Here is a 15,379-nt window from a genome sequence, read left to right as displayed (position 1 = left end):
TCAAGCTTGTACGTCAACATGTTTGTTTTTTTATGCAAAACTTCATCATCTTTCATATGGATAAAGTGGTATAATGTTCCTTAAGTGAATAAACCCACGCAGAAATTAGGTGCTGATCTTTAGCATAAAGGGAATTCGGTGTGAATCCGAAGCTGTTTCCGCAACTGTAAGTGCTGACGAAATAAGAAGAAAACCACTATTTGATCATTCAGATGGGAAGGTTCTTAGAGTAGGCTGACGCACGAGCCAGGATACCTGCCTTTTTTCCATCGTATTATGCTCTTCGGAAGTTAAGGGTATGGTGCGGCTTTTTAGCATCTCTTTTTTCATATGGATGACAACTGCCGGCCAATATTCTTGGGTGGTTTTTTTGTGTTTATTTAAACCTCCCGGAAGATACGATAGGTGCTTCACAAACATCATTCAGAAAGGAGGAACTTACATATGGCAAAGGATTTCCGCTATTTATGTTATCCCTATATGCGTGAGTCTGTTTCAACCGTGGATTTTGAGATCCGGACCGATTCACTGTCGACTAAAATTGGACTCGCGTCATCAATGACGGAGCACTTACCGAAAGTTCAGGACGATTTACTATATTTAGCTGAGATGGCGTACCACCTCAATGGTTCGGTCCGGGGAATGACAGCCATCAAGGAAGACGACTTGAATAAATTGAGCCAAATGTACGATCGTTATGTGTCGGAAGTCGAGGAGCGTATCCAAACCTTTGTCCTTCCTCAAGGCTGTACAGCCGCATGTACGCTTCATACCTGTCGCAGTGAAGCAAAAAAGTCCGTCCGTGCCTTACATAAAGTCAGTACTGAGATGAAAGTGGAAAATATTCTATTTAAATACGCTCATTTACTGGCAAATGTCCTGTTTGTGATGGCCGTGTATGTGAATAAATGTGAAGGGATTGAAGAAATTCCTTTTGTGAGTAAATCGTATAAAGACAAAATATAGAGAAGCGGGGAAGATGAAATATGAAAAAGTCATGGTTAAATAGTTTACTATTATCATTCATCCTGGTTGTTTTCGCAGGGTGCAGCAATGGGGAAGAAGTAACATCCACAAAGGAAGTCAAGTCTGATAATGAGTCTTATTCTGTCATCGATGACAGGGGAGAAGAGATTAACTTTGAGAAAGTGCCGGAAACCGTTATTTCCTTACAGCCGAGTAACACAGAGATTCTCTTTGCCATAGGAGCAGGAGATAAGGTAATCGGGGCAACTGAATACGACAACTATCCAGAGGAAGCGAAAGAGATTAAAAGAGTGTCGGATTCCATGACAGTCAATGCGGAAGAGGTCATTGCACTAAAGCCGGAAGTTGTCATTGCTTATACCACTGGAGATGATGCAGGAGTGAAGCAGCTTGAGGAAGCGGGATTAAACGTATTCGTCATTCAATCTGCCCAAACCTTTGAAGATGTTTATGGGGATATAGAACAAATTGCAACGGTAATGGGAGTAGAGAACAAGGGGAACGAATTGGTAGACGGCATCAAGCAACAGATTTCAGATGTGAAAGAAAAAGTAAGCACGCTAAAGGAAAAAGAACAAGTATATTTTGAAATCAGTCCCTCCCCTGATATTTATACAGCAGGAGCAGAAACGTTTCAGCAGGAAATACTTGAAACGGCAGGGGTCGAGAATATTTTTGTAGATCAAAAAGGCTGGGTGAAAGTAGGCGAAGAAGAAATCATTAAACGGAACCCTAATATGATTTTAACGACAGTGGGTTATGTCGAAGAGCCGACAGCCGAAATCAAGTCCCGGGAAAGCTGGAAAGATGTAAATGCAGTGCAAAATGGCCAAGTCTATTTCTTGGATTCAGACATTATGTCAAGACCAGGACCACGTATTGGAGAAGCCGTTGAGCTAACAGCAAAAACGGTGTATCCGGATTTATTTTCTGAATAAGATTGAATGGGAGATGGGGAAGACAATGATTTGCAAGAGGAATCATTGTCTTTTTCTGATAGATTGTTACTTTTTATAGGATTTGTAATGCAAACGTATTAGTATTGTCTTTTTAAATAACAACATATTTTTGCGGGGAAATCCTTTTCATCACAAGTTCAACAATCTTCAACATTGTGATAAAGTTAACGTAACATCATCACGTTAGGAGAATTCAACATGAGCAAACTGGAAGTCATAGTCTTGAATGAGGAAGATGCCAAAGTTGCAGAAGCATCCGGAGCAGATCGACTTGAATTGGTGTCTGCCATACATGAGGGAGGATTAACTCCTGATTTTCATGTGATAGAAAAAGTATTAAGGACCGTTTCAATTCCTGTTCAGATTATGATCCGATTACATAGTAAATCTTTCTCGTATCAGTCTGATGAATTGCATACCATGGTGGAACAAGTTAGAACAATGGTTGAAATGGGAAGCCGTGGCATCGTCTTTGGCGCATTATCACATGAAGGTAAGCTTGATTCCCACGCTTTAATGGAGATCGTACAAAGTGCGAAGGGTCAATCGATTACTTTTCACCGCGCTATCGACCTGTCTGATGATCCAGTAGCCTTATGCAAAGGAATATTCCATTCAGGATTGAACGTTGATCGAATTCTCACATCAGGCGGAAAATCTGAAGTGAGTAAGGGACTGAAGGCGATTGGTACAATGAGGGAAATAGAGCAAATTGGTGGTCCCACTATCATGCCGGGTTCGGGTTTAACTGTGGAAAATATAGGCGAAATACACAGCAAGCTAAAAGCAAGAGAATATCATGTAGGATCAGGTGTCCGTCATAATGGGAGCTATGACTTCGGGATAGACCCTGAAAAGGTAATGGAAATCAAACGTGTGATTATGTCCTAATTTGATTTTGTTACTATACTACTATTGGAAAAAAGAATGAATCATGGTAAAAATAGTATGTAATACAATAGAATACTATCAATATTTCTACTAGGGGAGTCCGATAAATTGCTTGGACTGAGAGGAGAACGCATAAGTTCTTTGACCCTTTGAACCTGATCTGGATGATACCAGCGTAGGGAAGTAGTGCGGAAGCGTTTATTTGTGTTTTGAGGCGCTTACTACTTTTTGACATTTCGGGTTCTGATTATTCAGGACCCTTTTTTGTGTCTTCATGTCCTTTTGTTGAACAATGGGATGCCTGACGCAGTAACTTCTAAGATCCAATCAAAAGGAGGAGAAGTTAAGTGGCGATCGAGTTAAAAACGCAATTTAAAAACAGTAAAAAAGTATATGTCGGAGGATCAAGACCAGACATAAATGTACCGATGAGAGAAATAGAACTGAGTAGGACGAATGTTTCCTTGGGCGTTGAAGAGAATGAACCGGTTCGTGTATACGATACAAGCGGACCTTATACAGATGAGCGTTACCAAGTCGATATTCATAAAGGGTTACCTTCCGTTCGCACAGAGTGGATCCTGGAACGTCAGGATGTCGCCGCTTACCCGGGACGTGAAATCGAACCGGAAGATAACGGCTATAAAGGAGACGATCCTTATGCACACGTAGAGGCGTTCACTACTATCAAACGTACCCCAATACGGGCAAAAATGGGTCGTAATGTGACTCAAATGCACTATGCAAAAAAAGGAATCATTACACCGGAAATGGAGTTCATCGCTATCCGGGAAAATGTTGATCCTTCATTTGTAAGAGAAGAAGTAGCAAAGGGCAGGGCCATCATTCCTGCCAATATCAATCATCCTGAATGTGAACCGATGATCATCGGTCGTCACTTTCATGTGAAAATAAACGCGAATATCGGAAACTCTTCTGTATCATCTTCCGTTGAAGAAGAAGTGGAGAAAATGACGTGGGCAACTCGTTGGGGTGCCGATACCATAATGGACTTATCAACAGGTAAAAACATTCATACAACAAGGGAGTGGATCATTCGAAACTCCCCTGTCCCTGTTGGTACGGTACCGATCTATCAAGCACTAGAAAAAGTAAACGGAATTGCTGAGAATCTTACATGGGGTGTGTACAGGGATACATTGATCGAACAGGCGGAGCAGGGTGTTGACTATTTCACCATTCATGCAGGTGTTTTATTGAGGTATATTCATCTGACGGCTGATCGTACAACAGGCATTGTTTCCCGTGGAGGTTCAATCATGGCACAATGGTGTCTTGCCCATCATAAAGAGAACTTTCTTTATTCCCATTTTGAAGATATATGTAAGATTTTAAAAGCCTATGATATCTCCGTTTCCTTAGGAGATGGTTTAAGACCCGGATCAATTGCTGATGCGAATGATGAAGCACAGTTTGCCGAGCTTGAAACATTAGGCGAGCTAACCAAAATTGCTTGGAAGCATGATGTACAAGTCATGATTGAAGGCCCTGGTCATGTACCGATGCATATGATTAAAGAGAATGTGGATAAGCAAATGGAAATCTGTCATGAAGCTCCTTTTTATACCTTGGGGCCATTAACGACAGATATTGCACCGGGGTATGATCACATTACTTCCGCCATAGGGGCTACCATGATCGGTTGGTTTGGGACAGCCATGCTGTGCTATGTAACACCGAAAGAGCATCTGGGATTACCGAATAAAGATGATGTGAGAGAAGGTGTCATTGCTTATAAAATCGCAGCACATGCAGCGGATTTGGCGAAAGGCCATCCAGGGGCACAAGTCAGAGATAATGCCGTTTCTAAGGCTCGATTTGAATTTAGATGGAATGACCAATTTAATTTATCCCTGGACCCGGAGCGTGCAAGGGAGTATCATGATGAAACACTTCCTGCAGAAGGGGCAAAAACGGCCCATTTTTGTTCAATGTGTGGCCCGAAATTTTGTTCAATGAGAATATCACATGACATAAGGGGAATGAAGGAGACTAGCATGAATGATGCTCATAAGGAAATAGAAAAAGGATTGAAAGAAAAATCGAAGGAGTTTGTGGAAAATGGATCAAACATCTATCGATAAACCTTCTTGTCATGTACTGAAATTGAAGAATGAGATCGTAAAGCTCAATCAGAGAGTCATCCAACTCGAAAAAGAAGTGAAGAGCATTCAGGAAAACTGCAGACATGTCTTTTATGAAACGGATGTAACAAGATCTTGTATCAAATGTCATTATGTAGAAAGTACCTATTATTAGAAACGTGTAAGGTATGAATTAAATTTCTTTTGACAGCTTATATGTACCGTGCTACGATTATTACAAATTTCGGAATAGTAAATGAATATATTTGTAACTCTTATTGAGAGTGGTGGAGGGACTGGCCCTGTGAAACCCGGCAACCATTCAACCGATGTGTTGAAAAGGTGCTAATTCCTGCAAAGCACTTTGCTTTGGAAAATAAGAGAGGATTCTCATAAACATGAAGCCCTCTCTTTCGCAAGAGAGGGCTTTTCGTTTTTATGAAAGAAAAATTAAATAGACAAATGCAATAGGTGCTGAGTCATGCTCAGCTAAAAGGGAAGACCGGTGAAAATCCGGCACGGTCCCGCCACTGTAATGGGGAGCGACTTATCATTCAACCACTATTTCTGTTGAAATGGGAAGGGATAAGAAGCTGTGAACCTAAGTCAGGAGACCTGCCTGTTGTATGCGCTTATGCTCTACGTGGATATAGAGAGGGGTGAGGAATACGTGTTGAGAATACAAGATTGTCTCAACTCAAGTTAGTGATGCGTATGAATCTCTCTTTCATTTGAAAGGGAGATTTTTTTGTTGATGACAACCATATCAAGTATAAGGAGTGAGGATTGAATGAGTAAGGTGATCAGTTCAAATTTAGGATATCCAAGAATCGGTGAAAAGCGTGAATGGAAAAAGACGCTGGAACAATTTTGGGCAGGGAAGATTGAAAAGGATTCCTTCTTAGAACAAATGGAGGAAATACGAGTCAACCATTTGAAGAAGCAACTGGATCAGGGAATTGATTTGATTCCGGTTGGAGATTTCAGCTCATATGATCATGTGCTTGATACAGCCGTCATGTTCGGCTTGGTTCCTAAGAGGTTTCATTATGGTGGGGGTAAGGTCTCTCTTGAAACGTATTTTGAAATGGCCAGAGGATCAAAGGACGCGGTGGCACTGGAAATGACAAAATGGTTTAACACCAACTATCACTATCTCGTCCCTGAACTTGATGGGATCGTTCCCCGGTTGGTGGAAAATCGTCCCCTCCATTTTTTTAGGGAGGCAAAAGAAAAACTGGGTATAGAAGGAAAACCGGTTATCTTAGGTCCGTTCACATTTGTGAAATTGTCCAAAGGGTATGATAACGGGGACTATAAAACCATCGTTGATCAATTTGTCCCTCTTTATGCTGAAGTATTGCGTGATTTACAGGAAGAGGGTGTAGAGTGGGTACAAATGGATGAACCGATCTTGTGCACATCCATCGGGGATGAAGAGATGGATCAATTTAAAGAAGTCTATCAAACACTTAAAGAATCCTGCCCCGGGTTAAAGATCATCCTCCAAACCTATTATGATAGTTTGGAAAGGTACCAGCGGGTGTTAGCACTCCCAGTGGACGGCATAGGGATAGATTTTATGCATGATCGTGGTAAGAATTTGGCGGCGCTGAAAAGATTTGGTTTTCCTAAAGATAAATTCCTGGCTGCCGGCATTCTTGATGGCAGGAATATTTGGAGAAGTAATCTTGCTGATACCCATTCGCTTCTATCGTTCATTGCAGGGTATGTTCCGAGTGATCGCTTGATCATACAACCATCATGCAGTTTACTTCATGTACCTGTAACCTTGCAGAATGAAGAAGCAATTGATACACCTCTCATTGACGCTCTATCATTTGCTGATGAGAAATTACATGAAATCACAATTTTAACGAAGGGGATTCGTGAGGGAGTCGAGACAATAGAAGATGAGATTGCTCAAAGTGTAACGGCGATTAAGAATTTAAACGAATCACCCCTGCGCAATAATAGGGAGGTGCAGGAAGAGGTTGAGGAATTGCAACCCGATAATGTAGGGAGAAAGGATCCTTTCCATATTCGTAAACTGGAACAGGCGAAGTACTTTTCATTACCTTTTCTACCTACCACTACCATAGGAAGTTTTCCTCAAACCCAGGAAGTAAGAAGGCAAAGGTTGAAATGGAGGAAGGGAGAACTTTCTGATGGGGAGTATCAACAATATATTCATGCGGAAATAAAACGCTGGATTGAAATTCAGGAACAAATAGGTCTTGATGTGTTTGTACATGGGGAATTCGAGCGGACTGATATGGTTGAATTCTTTGGTGAGAAATTAGAAGGTTTTCAATTTACGAAGTTTGGATGGGTACAATCATACGGTTCCAGATGTGTGAAGCCACCACTCATTTACGGTGATGTGAATTTTAAAGAACCGATGACGGTTAAAGAAACCGTATATACCCAATCATTAACCGATAAACCGGTTAAAGGGATGTTAACGGGCCCGATCACGATTCTAAATTGGTCATTTATTCGGAATGATATATCACGATATGAAGTATCGAATCAAATCGCACTTTCTCTCCAAAAAGAGATAGAGGAATTAGAAGCCCATGGGATTCGCATGATACAAGTCGATGAGCCGGCACTTAGGGAAGGTCTGCCTTTAAAGAGTGAAAATTGGGAGGAATATCTAAAGGCTGCCGTTTATGCCTTCAGATTGGCCACTTCATCTGTACAGAAGCAAACCCAGGTCCACACACATATGTGCTATTCGGATTTTGAAGATATTATAGATGCCATCAGTGATCTGGATGCTGATGTCATCTCGATTGAAACATCAAGAAGTCATGGGGAGTTGATCCATGTTTTTGAAGATTATACGTATGACAAAGGGATTGGTCTCGGGGTATATGACATTCATAGTCCACGGGTGCCGAAACGTGAAGAATTAATCCGCAATATACATCGGGCTCTGGAAGTGCTGGATCCCCATTTATTCTGGGTCAACCCGGATTGTGGTTTGAAAACACGTGGGATCGATGAGACGGTCTTAGCTCTTAAAACCATGGTGGAAGCTGCGGAACAAGTGCGTGAAGAAGTGCTTCTTAAAAATGAAAGATAATAGACGGAGAACGAAGAGAAATATGATCGAGTGTAGCTGTACGCTCGTGTGATCCACCTTTACAAAACGCAGGGCGCAGGTGAAAGGAAGTGCGTCCTGCTCATAAGGAGAGAAAGAAAATGCCATACATAGCCATAGGAAGAATCATTCAAGTATTTAATGAACATCAGCCAAATCGCACTATCCTATATTTGGTGAGTGATAAGGGGATTGATGAGTTCCCAAAAGGGAGGGTTTCATTAAAAACCGCTTTAGAATGGCAGGCTAAAGAAATGATATGTAATGTTTATGCTCCCAGTTAAAAAACGAGAGGGAAGAAAAATAAGCTTCCCAAAATCCTTTCAATTGTGTTAACTTAATGTTATACATAGTTTACATACACAAGGGGGATTTGAAAGTGAACGGAGAAAAACTAAGGATGATCATTCACTGTGCCATCTTTGCTGCGATTACGGGGATTTTCGCTCAAATCGAGATTCCACTGCCACTCGTACCAATCAGCGGACAAACATTGGCAGTAGGAATTACCGCGACGATTCTTGGAAGCCGATATGGAGCGTTTGCCATGGTTTGCTATGCAGCCCTGGGAGCAGTGGGTGTTCCTGTATTTGCGGGCTTCAGTGGAGGGGCACAGGTACTGGTCGGTCCTACGGGAGGCTATATTTTCGGCTTTATCGTAGCGGCTTTCTTTACAGGCTTCATTCTTGAAAAAACCAAATTCACCATTCCGATGGCGATGATTGCCAATACAGTCGGAATGATCATTACGTTGATCCTGGGTACCATTCAACTTAAATTTGTAGCCGATCTTAGCTGGAATCAGGCAATGGCAGCAGGTGTATATCCATTTATCGTAGTTGGACTTATCAAAGCATTCCTGGCCAGTTGGATTGGAATCACTGTAAGACAACGACTGGTTCAGGCGAGGTTAATCGGGAATCGGAAAGCAGCTGCATAATGAAAAAAGTTGACTCTTTGTTGGGAGTCAACTTTTTTTATGACTAAAATTTATACATAGACCAATATCCTATATCCTTGAATCCGATTCGCTTATAAATTTTCCCTGCTTCAGGATTATCATAGAATAAGCACAATTCTTTTCCTTCTTCTAATACGTCACGACAGAGCTTCGTCATGCATTCCGTAGCGTATCCTTTTTTCTTGTACTCCGGATGGGTACAAACTGCCACAATCATCGCTGACATACTGTTTTCGGCGGTTGTAGAGGCGGAAGAAACAAACTTTCCGTCTTCCTCTACGTAATAGCTTCTGGAAACACCGGCTTCCATGCTGTGTTTTCTTTTTTCTACAGAAAAATCACCACCACTAAATTCAGGGATGCTGTTCAATAGGTCCACAAGTTGAGGTAGATCATTGAGGGTAGCCTGTTTAACATGAGGCAGGGCATGTCGGTTCATTGATTCCGTGTTGTCACATTTCGCATAATACATATGTCTTATTGATTTAGTTTCTCTGGATAAAAAGGGTTCAACCTGCGTCACGTTCCTTTTTAATCCGGAAACGATGCTGTAGTCTTCAGTCCCATTGATGATTCCGGCAAACCCTTCCGCATCAAATTCACCCATGGAAAAAGGGATGAAGTTTTCTCTGTACTTAAGGAGGATTCCCCTCAAATTCCCTTTCGCATCAAAGTCGCCCCAAATTTTCTGAAAATCCTGTTCATACCCAAAGGCTTCAATGTCCCCGATAATAAACAAATTTTCAGCCGGCTGCTGCTGAATGAGTTGCTGACAAATATCATGATCCTGTTCTGTAAGTTGTCTGATCATCTTGATTCCCCTCCGTGAATTTTAATCATTATCATACAAAATTAGAAATATTTAGTAAAGTATTATTTTTAGGAAAATTTAATGAGAGCAAGAATTTTATTGAGTAAATTCAGCGTGACTAACAGAAGTTACTAATGGTTGTATATTTTTATATGTGAAATACCATGTATGGTTTTAAATGTATGGAAATAGGGAATCTTAGCATCAATCACAGTTATTAGGAGGGAAACTCATGCTTTGGACCATTATTGGAATTCTTTTAGTCCTTTGGTTGCTCGGATTGATCTTTAAAATCGGAGGAGCCATCATCCATATCTTACTCGTTATTGCCATTGTAGTCTTTTTATTTAACAGAATCACCGGCCGTAAAAAAGGATTATAACCATAACAAAGGTCCGTCCCTCAAGAATGAGGGACGGACCTTTGTATAGTAGACTATTTAACGGATGGACCGCCTTTAAGTTCGATTTCAGATGGTACGTTTGAGAATTTCTTGAAGTTCTCGTTGAATTTGTGGGCTAGTTCTTTTGCTTTCACTTCATATGCTGCTTCATTGGACCATGTTCTTTTTGGTTGCAGCACTTCGTCAGGAACACCAGGAACGTGAACAGGGATGTTCAGACCGAAGATGTCGTCCGTTTCTGTTTCAACGTGAGTCAGTTCGCCTTCAAGAGCTGCTTGAACCATAGCACGAGTGTAAGATAACTTCATGCGGTTACCAACACCGTATTCTCCACCAGTCCACCCGGTGTTCACTAAGAATACCTGTGCATTGTGCTCATCGATTTTCTTCCCAAGCATCTCGGCATAACGAGTTGCAGGAAGTGGCAGGAATGGTGAGCCAAAGCATGTTGAGAACGTTGCTTGTGGTGAAGTGATCCCACGCTCCGTACCTGCAAGCTTCGATGTATATCCACTTAAGAAGTGGTACATTGCTTGTTCTTTCGTCAGTTTGCTGATTGGAGGTAATACCCCGAATGCATCTGCCGTTAAGAATACGATTGTATTTGGATGTCCTGCAACACTTGGTTCAACGATGTTTTCCATCGCTTGAAGAGGGTATGCAGCACGAGTGTTTTCAGTTAATGTGTTATCCTCATAATCCGGGATGCGGGAATTGTCATCAAGGACAACATTTTCAAGGACAGAACCGAAACGGATGGCATCGAAGATTTGTGGCTCTTTCTCACGTGTCAGACCGATACATTTAGCGTAGCAGCCGCCTTCGATATTGAAAACACCGTTTGGAGACCAACCGTGTTCATCATCGCCGATCAAACGGCGGTTAGGGTCTGCGGATAAAGTCGTTTTTCCAGTTCCGGATAAACCGAAGAACAATGCCACATCGCCTTCGCGTCCCACGTTTGAAGAGCAGTGCATGGAAAGGATATCGGATTCAGGAAGCACGTAGTTCATGACAGAGAAAATCGATTTCTTCATTTCACCTGCATACTCAGTACCACCAATCAGGACAATTCTTCTTTCGAATGATACAATGATAAATGTTTCAGAATGAGTTCCGTCAACTTCGGGATCCGCCTTGAAGTTCGGAGCAGAAACGATTGTGAATTCTGATTGGTGACCCTTTAGCTCTTCTTCTGTCGGGCGAATGAATAATTGATGAGCGAAAAGATTATGCCAAGCAAATTCGTTGATAACCTGAATCGGCAGTCTATGTTTTGGGTCTGCACCTGCGAACCCTTGGAATGAGAACACTTCTTCTTTTTCTTTTAAGTAATTGATCACTTTTGTATATAGTTTATCGAATGATTCTGAAGAGATGGGTTGATTGACAGAACCCCACTCAATCTTATCCTTCGTGGATGGTTCTTCAACAATAAATTTATCCTTAGGAGAGCGTCCTGTGTATTTACCAGTTTCTGCTCTGACTGCACCTGATGATGTTAAAACGCCTTCATTGCGTTGAAGGACTTTTTCAACTAGTTGGGAAACAGATAATTGTTCCTGAATATTTTGACCGTTAAGTAATTCTGTTAATTCATTAGACATGCTCACTGAATTCATTAGAACCCTTCCTTTATATAAATTTATTTAATGGCATCGCTTACTTCACAAAAATAGTATAACACAATCAAGCTATTAGTCTATACTATTTATTTAATTTTATAATGTGTCTTCATTTTGTCACATTTTTCGTCCAAATACAGCTTGTTTCTTCTTATATATATGAAGAAAAAATCTAAATGTTTAGCCTCATTACCCCATTAGGTTATTTTAATGAAGAAAAATAGGTTGAAGTCATAAAAAGAGGCTAAAAGATTGGTTAAACCTGTCACTCGAAAAAAAGTTGACACCTCTAGTCCTAAACGTTATCATTGTTCCTTGAACGGATACTCTTATCCTGAGCTGGTGGAGGGAGCAGACCCTATGAAACCCAGCAACCTGCTAAATAGTGAATGGATCTTATACTTTGAAACGATCCGATTAAGCGAAGGTGCTAAACTGAGGCAAGGTCTATGAACCTTGAACGATAAGAGAGAAAAGGCGCGGCTATGATCTGAAACCTTTCCTCTATTGCTTTAATCATGAGGAAGGGTTTTTTCTGTTTATAGAGGATCAAATGCACATAATTCATGATTTTTTTATAAAAAAACCATGTTTACTTCATACTACTTAGGGAATGAGTACCGTATCTGTTTAATGTTTTGTTAGATCAAAGTCTAACAAATAGCTTAAGGAGGAACCTTGATGTCAACTAAACGTCGTCTGTTTACATCTGAGTCCGTAACCGAAGGACATCCAGATAAAATTTGTGACCAAATTTCTGATTCAATTCTTGATGCAATTCTTACCAATGACCCTAATGCTCGTGTAGCATGTGAAACGTCTGTTACAACGGGTCTTGTACTTGTTGCAGGTGAAATTACAACTAGTACGTATGTCGATATTCCGAAAATCGTTCGCGAAACAATCCGTGAAATTGGCTACACTCGTGCGAAATACGGCTTTGACGCTGAAACATGTGCAGTATTGACATCCATCGATGAGCAATCTGCTGATATCGCTCAAGGGGTAGACCAGGCACTTGAAGCCCGTGAAGGACAAATGACGGATGAGGAGATCGATGCAATCGGAGCAGGTGACCAAGGGTTAATGTTTGGATTCGCTTGTAATGAAACGAAAGAGCTTATGCCTCTTCCCATTTCCCTTGCTCACAAAATTTCCCGTCGCTTAACGGAAGTTCGTAAAGAAGAAATTCTTCCTTACTTACGTCCTGATGGAAAAACGCAAGTAACAGTTGAATATGATGAAAACGACAAGCCGGTTCGAATCGACACGATCGTTATCTCTACTCAACATCACCCTGAAGTAACGCTTGAGCAAATCCAGCGTAACTTGAAGGAATATGTCATCGATCCGGTTGTACCGAAAGAACTGATCGATGAGCAAACAAAATATTTCATCAACCCGACAGGTCGTTTCGTTATCGGTGGACCACAAGGTGATGCAGGTTTAACAGGACGTAAAATCATCGTTGACACATACGGCGGATATGCTCGTCATGGTGGCGGTGCATTCTCTGGTAAGGATGCAACGAAAGTGGACCGTTCAGCGGCATATGCAGCACGTTTCGTAGCGAAGAACATTGTAGCAGCTGGTTTAGCTGAAAAATGTGAAGTTCAATTAGCGTATGCAATCGGTGTTGCTCAACCGGTATCTATTTCAATCGACACATTCGGAACGGGTAAAGTATCAGAAGACGTATTGATTGATGTTGTCCGCAACAACTTTGACCTTCGTCCTGCTGGCATCATCAAAATGCTGGACCTTCGTCGTCCGATCTACAAGCAAACAGCTGCTTACGGACACTTCGGCCGTAACGATATTGATCTTCCTTGGGAGCGTACAAACAAAGCTGAAGCATTAAAAGCAGAAGCGTTAGGCGAATAAGATAAGATCAAAGAGACCAACACTCTATGGGTGTTGGTCTCTTTTTGATGAGTGGCATTTCTAATTGATTCGGCGAAATTTATTAGTTTGTGTCACATGGCAGACATATCCCGATACTGGCAGATATATTTCTAAAACGGCAGATAAAACCTGTTCGAGGAAACAATCACACGTGTTACACCTGAAAATATTACATGAGTAATCTAATGAAGGATGGGGTATCCCAAGTATAAGAAGTTAAAATGGTTTGATGCTTTTATAATATTGTCCTTTTTCAGCGTATTCTCTGGAAATGCGCTTCATTTCGCTAATATCATGTTCGTTTAGCTCTCTCACTACTTTTGCTGGCCTGCCGAATGCCAGCGTATTAGGAGGAATGACTTTCCCTTGAGGAACAAGGCTTCCTGCTCCAATAAAAGCTCCTTCACCAATTTCAGCATTATCGAGAATAATGGATCCCATACCGATTAACGCTTTCTTTCGAATTTTGCAGCTATGTAGAATCACTCCATGGCCGACGGTTACTTCATCTTCAAGAATAAGAGGGTTATTTGGACTCTGATGGAGAATGGAATTATCCTGTATATTTACTTTATTACCGATTTTCGTTGGAGCGACATCCCCTCTGATGACGGTGTTAAACCAAATACTGGACTCTTCCCCGATCTCGACATCCCCGGAGATGGTCACATAATCGGCAATGTAAGCTGAGTGAGAGATGACTGGTTTTTTATCATGATACGGATAGAGCATTTTTTACTACCCCTTTCAATAATATTTACTATAATAAATGGTAGCAGAATTCAATCAATTAGAGAACTATAAAGGAGGGATTGCCATGTGGAAATGGGAAACAGATCAAGAAGCAAAGGCAGTCATCGTCATCATTCATGGAGCAATGGAACATCATGGCAGGTACGGTTGGCTCATTGAAATGTGGCGTGCAGCAGGCTATCATGTCATAATGGGGGATTTACCGGGGCAGGGTATGACCTCAAGAAGTAAAAGAGGACATATTGATTCCTTTGATGAATATATAGTGGAAGTGAAAGATTGGGTACAGGCAGCATATCAATTTGAATTACCAGTATTTATGATAGGTCATAGTATGGGGGGGCTTGTTGCGGTGCGTATGCTTCAGGAATCCCATGTGAACCTGGCAGGTGTGATCTTGTCCTCACCTTGTTTAGGCTTGGTCACGACCCCTTCAAAACCGATCGAGCTCTTGTCCCACGGTTTGAATAAGATCGCTCCCATGGTGAAGTTTCCATCCGGGTTAACGATCGATATGGCAACAAGAAATGCAGACGTACGTGAAATTGACAGCAACGATTCACTCTATATCACCAAGGTGTCCGTCCGCTGGTACAGGGAGCTCGCCCATGCGATCAAACTGGCTTTTATAAACCTGGAAAAAATGCCTGACGTTCCACTGCTCGTGTTGCAGGCTGGTGATGACAAAATCGTCGATAAAAAAGCAGTGAAAAAATGGTTCAACGAACTGTCTTTATCTGAAATGCATTACAAAGAATGGCCGAAGTGCTATCATGAAATCTATAATGAACCAGAACGAGAAGATATCTTTGAGTACTCCAAAATTTTCATTGAAAGTCGTTTGAAAGCGCTAGGATACATTTTGTAAAA

At 41.4% G+C, this 15,379-nt stretch carries 14 protein-coding genes and 5 riboswitches; of the genes, 11 read left to right on the top strand and 3 right to left on the bottom strand.

Going from position 1 to position 15,379, the window contains the following annotated elements:
* Window positions 1-90 precede the first annotated feature (90 nt).
* A riboswitch (cobalamin riboswitch) is annotated at window positions 91-277 on the top strand.
* 167 nt (window positions 278-444) lie between these two features.
* The 8 genes from ACFQWC_RS21405 (at window position 445) to ACFQWC_RS21370 (ending at window position 8,991) form a co-directional block, all read left to right on the top strand.
* Window positions 445-966 (top strand): hypothetical protein, encoded by a 522-nt coding sequence (locus ACFQWC_RS21405; protein WP_299739468.1) that lies wholly within the window; start codon window positions 445-447, stop codon window positions 964-966.
* A gap of 20 nt (window positions 967-986) precedes the next feature.
* On the top strand, window positions 987-1,925 hold the full coding sequence (locus ACFQWC_RS21400) for an ABC transporter substrate-binding protein (RefSeq protein ID WP_377109048.1): 939 nt from the start codon (window positions 987-989) through the stop codon (window positions 1,923-1,925).
* A 219-nt stretch (window positions 1,926-2,144) separates the two neighbouring features.
* Window positions 2,145-2,837, top strand: coding sequence for a copper homeostasis protein CutC (locus ACFQWC_RS21395; RefSeq protein ID WP_377109047.1), 693 nt, complete (start codon window positions 2,145-2,147; stop codon window positions 2,835-2,837).
* Between the two features lie 82 nt (window positions 2,838-2,919).
* Window positions 2,920-3,036, top strand: a riboswitch (TPP riboswitch).
* Window positions 3,037-3,184: 148 nt separating this feature from the next.
* Window positions 3,185-4,942 (top strand): phosphomethylpyrimidine synthase ThiC, encoded by a 1,758-nt coding sequence (gene thiC / locus ACFQWC_RS21390; RefSeq protein WP_377109046.1) that lies wholly within the window; start codon window positions 3,185-3,187, stop codon window positions 4,940-4,942.
* Complete coding sequence (locus ACFQWC_RS21385) at window positions 4,920-5,117, top strand: hypothetical protein (protein ID WP_299739460.1); 198 nt, start codon at window positions 4,920-4,922, stop codon at window positions 5,115-5,117. The genes thiC and ACFQWC_RS21385 overlap by 23 nt, the downstream gene beginning before the upstream one ends.
* Before the next feature lie 97 nt (window positions 5,118-5,214).
* Window positions 5,215-5,325: riboswitch (SAM riboswitch) on the top strand.
* Window positions 5,326-5,394: 69 nt separating this feature from the next.
* Window positions 5,395-5,579: riboswitch (cobalamin riboswitch) on the top strand.
* Between the two features lie 153 nt (window positions 5,580-5,732).
* Entirely contained in the window at window positions 5,733-8,033 is a 2,301-nt protein-coding gene (metE, locus tag ACFQWC_RS21380) for a 5-methyltetrahydropteroyltriglutamate--homocysteine S-methyltransferase (RefSeq protein ID WP_377109045.1), read from the top strand.
* 119 nt (window positions 8,034-8,152) lie between these two features.
* Window positions 8,153-8,335 carry a hypothetical protein gene (locus ACFQWC_RS21375; protein ID WP_377109044.1) on the top strand — a complete coding sequence of 61 codons (183 nt, stop codon included), beginning with the start codon at window positions 8,153-8,155 and terminating at the stop codon, window positions 8,333-8,335.
* An 89-nt stretch (window positions 8,336-8,424) separates the two neighbouring features.
* A complete protein-coding gene (locus tag ACFQWC_RS21370) occupies window positions 8,425-8,991 on the top strand; it encodes a biotin transporter BioY (RefSeq protein WP_377109043.1) in 567 nt (188 codons plus the stop codon).
* A 43-nt stretch (window positions 8,992-9,034) separates the two neighbouring features.
* On the opposite strand, the gene ACFQWC_RS21365 is transcribed toward ACFQWC_RS21370, so the two are convergent.
* A complete protein-coding gene (locus ACFQWC_RS21365; protein WP_377109042.1) occupies window positions 9,035-9,823 on the bottom strand; it encodes a GNAT family N-acetyltransferase in 789 nt (262 codons plus the stop codon).
* A gap of 232 nt (window positions 9,824-10,055) precedes the next feature.
* On the opposite strand from ACFQWC_RS21365, the gene ACFQWC_RS21360 reads away from it, so the two are divergent.
* Window positions 10,056-10,205, top strand: a complete 150-nt coding sequence (locus ACFQWC_RS21360) for a lmo0937 family membrane protein (protein WP_156142529.1) — start codon at window positions 10,056-10,058, stop codon at window positions 10,203-10,205.
* A 53-nt stretch (window positions 10,206-10,258) separates the two neighbouring features.
* On the opposite strand, the gene pckA is transcribed toward ACFQWC_RS21360, so the two are convergent.
* Window positions 10,259-11,848 (bottom strand): phosphoenolpyruvate carboxykinase (ATP), encoded by a 1,590-nt coding sequence (pckA, locus tag ACFQWC_RS21355; protein WP_341356847.1) that lies wholly within the window; start codon window positions 11,846-11,848, stop codon window positions 10,259-10,261.
* Window positions 11,849-12,177: 329 nt separating this feature from the next.
* Window positions 12,178-12,321, top strand: a riboswitch (SAM riboswitch).
* A 211-nt stretch (window positions 12,322-12,532) separates the two neighbouring features.
* Here pckA and metK point away from each other — a divergent pair.
* Window positions 12,533-13,735: a methionine adenosyltransferase gene (gene metK, locus ACFQWC_RS21350; RefSeq protein ID WP_299739450.1), complete on the top strand. Its 1,203-nt coding sequence runs from the start codon at window positions 12,533-12,535 to the stop codon at window positions 13,733-13,735.
* 237 nt (window positions 13,736-13,972) lie between these two features.
* Here the strand turns inward: metK and ACFQWC_RS21345 are convergent, their stop codons facing one another.
* Window positions 13,973-14,488 carry a gamma carbonic anhydrase gene (locus ACFQWC_RS21345; RefSeq protein WP_299739449.1) on the bottom strand — a complete coding sequence of 172 codons (516 nt, stop codon included), beginning with the start codon at window positions 14,486-14,488 and terminating at the stop codon, window positions 13,973-13,975.
* Window positions 14,489-14,573: 85 nt separating this feature from the next.
* Between ACFQWC_RS21345 and ACFQWC_RS21340 the strand changes: the two genes are divergently transcribed.
* Entirely contained in the window at window positions 14,574-15,377 is an 804-nt protein-coding gene (locus tag ACFQWC_RS21340) for an alpha/beta fold hydrolase (RefSeq protein WP_299739447.1), read from the top strand.
* The last annotated feature ends 2 nt before the right edge of the window (window positions 15,378-15,379 follow it).

The sequence above is a fragment of the Rossellomorea sp. GCM10028870 genome, from assembly GCF_042666755.1.
GTDB lineage: Bacteria > Bacillota > Bacilli > Bacillales > Bacillaceae_B > Rossellomorea.
This window is presented reverse-complemented; position numbering and strand designations above follow the sequence as displayed.

Excerpts from the sequence above, each read along its gene's own strand:
- ACFQWC_RS21405 (WP_299739468.1), top strand. The coding sequence starts at position 445 with ATGGCAAAGGATTTCCGCTATTTATGTTATCCCTATATGCGTGAGTCT.
- ACFQWC_RS21400 (WP_377109048.1), top strand. The coding sequence starts at position 987 with ATGAAAAAGTCATGGTTAAATAGTTTACTATTATCATTCATCCTGGTT.
- ACFQWC_RS21395 (WP_377109047.1), top strand. The coding sequence starts at position 2,145 with ATGAGCAAACTGGAAGTCATAGTCTTGAATGAGGAAGATGCCAAAGTT.
- ACFQWC_RS21385 (WP_299739460.1), top strand. The coding sequence starts at position 4,920 with ATGGATCAAACATCTATCGATAAACCTTCTTGTCATGTACTGAAATTG.
- metE (WP_377109045.1), top strand. The coding sequence starts at position 5,733 with ATGAGTAAGGTGATCAGTTCAAATTTAGGATATCCAAGAATCGGTGAA.
- ACFQWC_RS21375 (WP_377109044.1), top strand. The coding sequence starts at position 8,153 with ATGCCATACATAGCCATAGGAAGAATCATTCAAGTATTTAATGAACAT.
- ACFQWC_RS21365 (WP_377109042.1), bottom strand. The coding sequence starts at position 9,823 with ATGATCAGACAACTTACAGAACAGGATCATGATATTTGTCAGCAACTC.
- ACFQWC_RS21360 (WP_156142529.1), top strand. The coding sequence starts at position 10,056 with ATGCTTTGGACCATTATTGGAATTCTTTTAGTCCTTTGGTTGCTCGGA.
- pckA (WP_341356847.1), bottom strand. The coding sequence starts at position 11,848 with ATGAATTCAGTGAGCATGTCTAATGAATTAACAGAATTACTTAACGGT.
- metK (WP_299739450.1), top strand. The coding sequence starts at position 12,533 with ATGTCAACTAAACGTCGTCTGTTTACATCTGAGTCCGTAACCGAAGGA.
- ACFQWC_RS21345 (WP_299739449.1), bottom strand. The coding sequence starts at position 14,488 with ATGCTCTATCCGTATCATGATAAAAAACCAGTCATCTCTCACTCAGCT.
- ACFQWC_RS21340 (WP_299739447.1), top strand. The coding sequence starts at position 14,574 with ATGTGGAAATGGGAAACAGATCAAGAAGCAAAGGCAGTCATCGTCATC.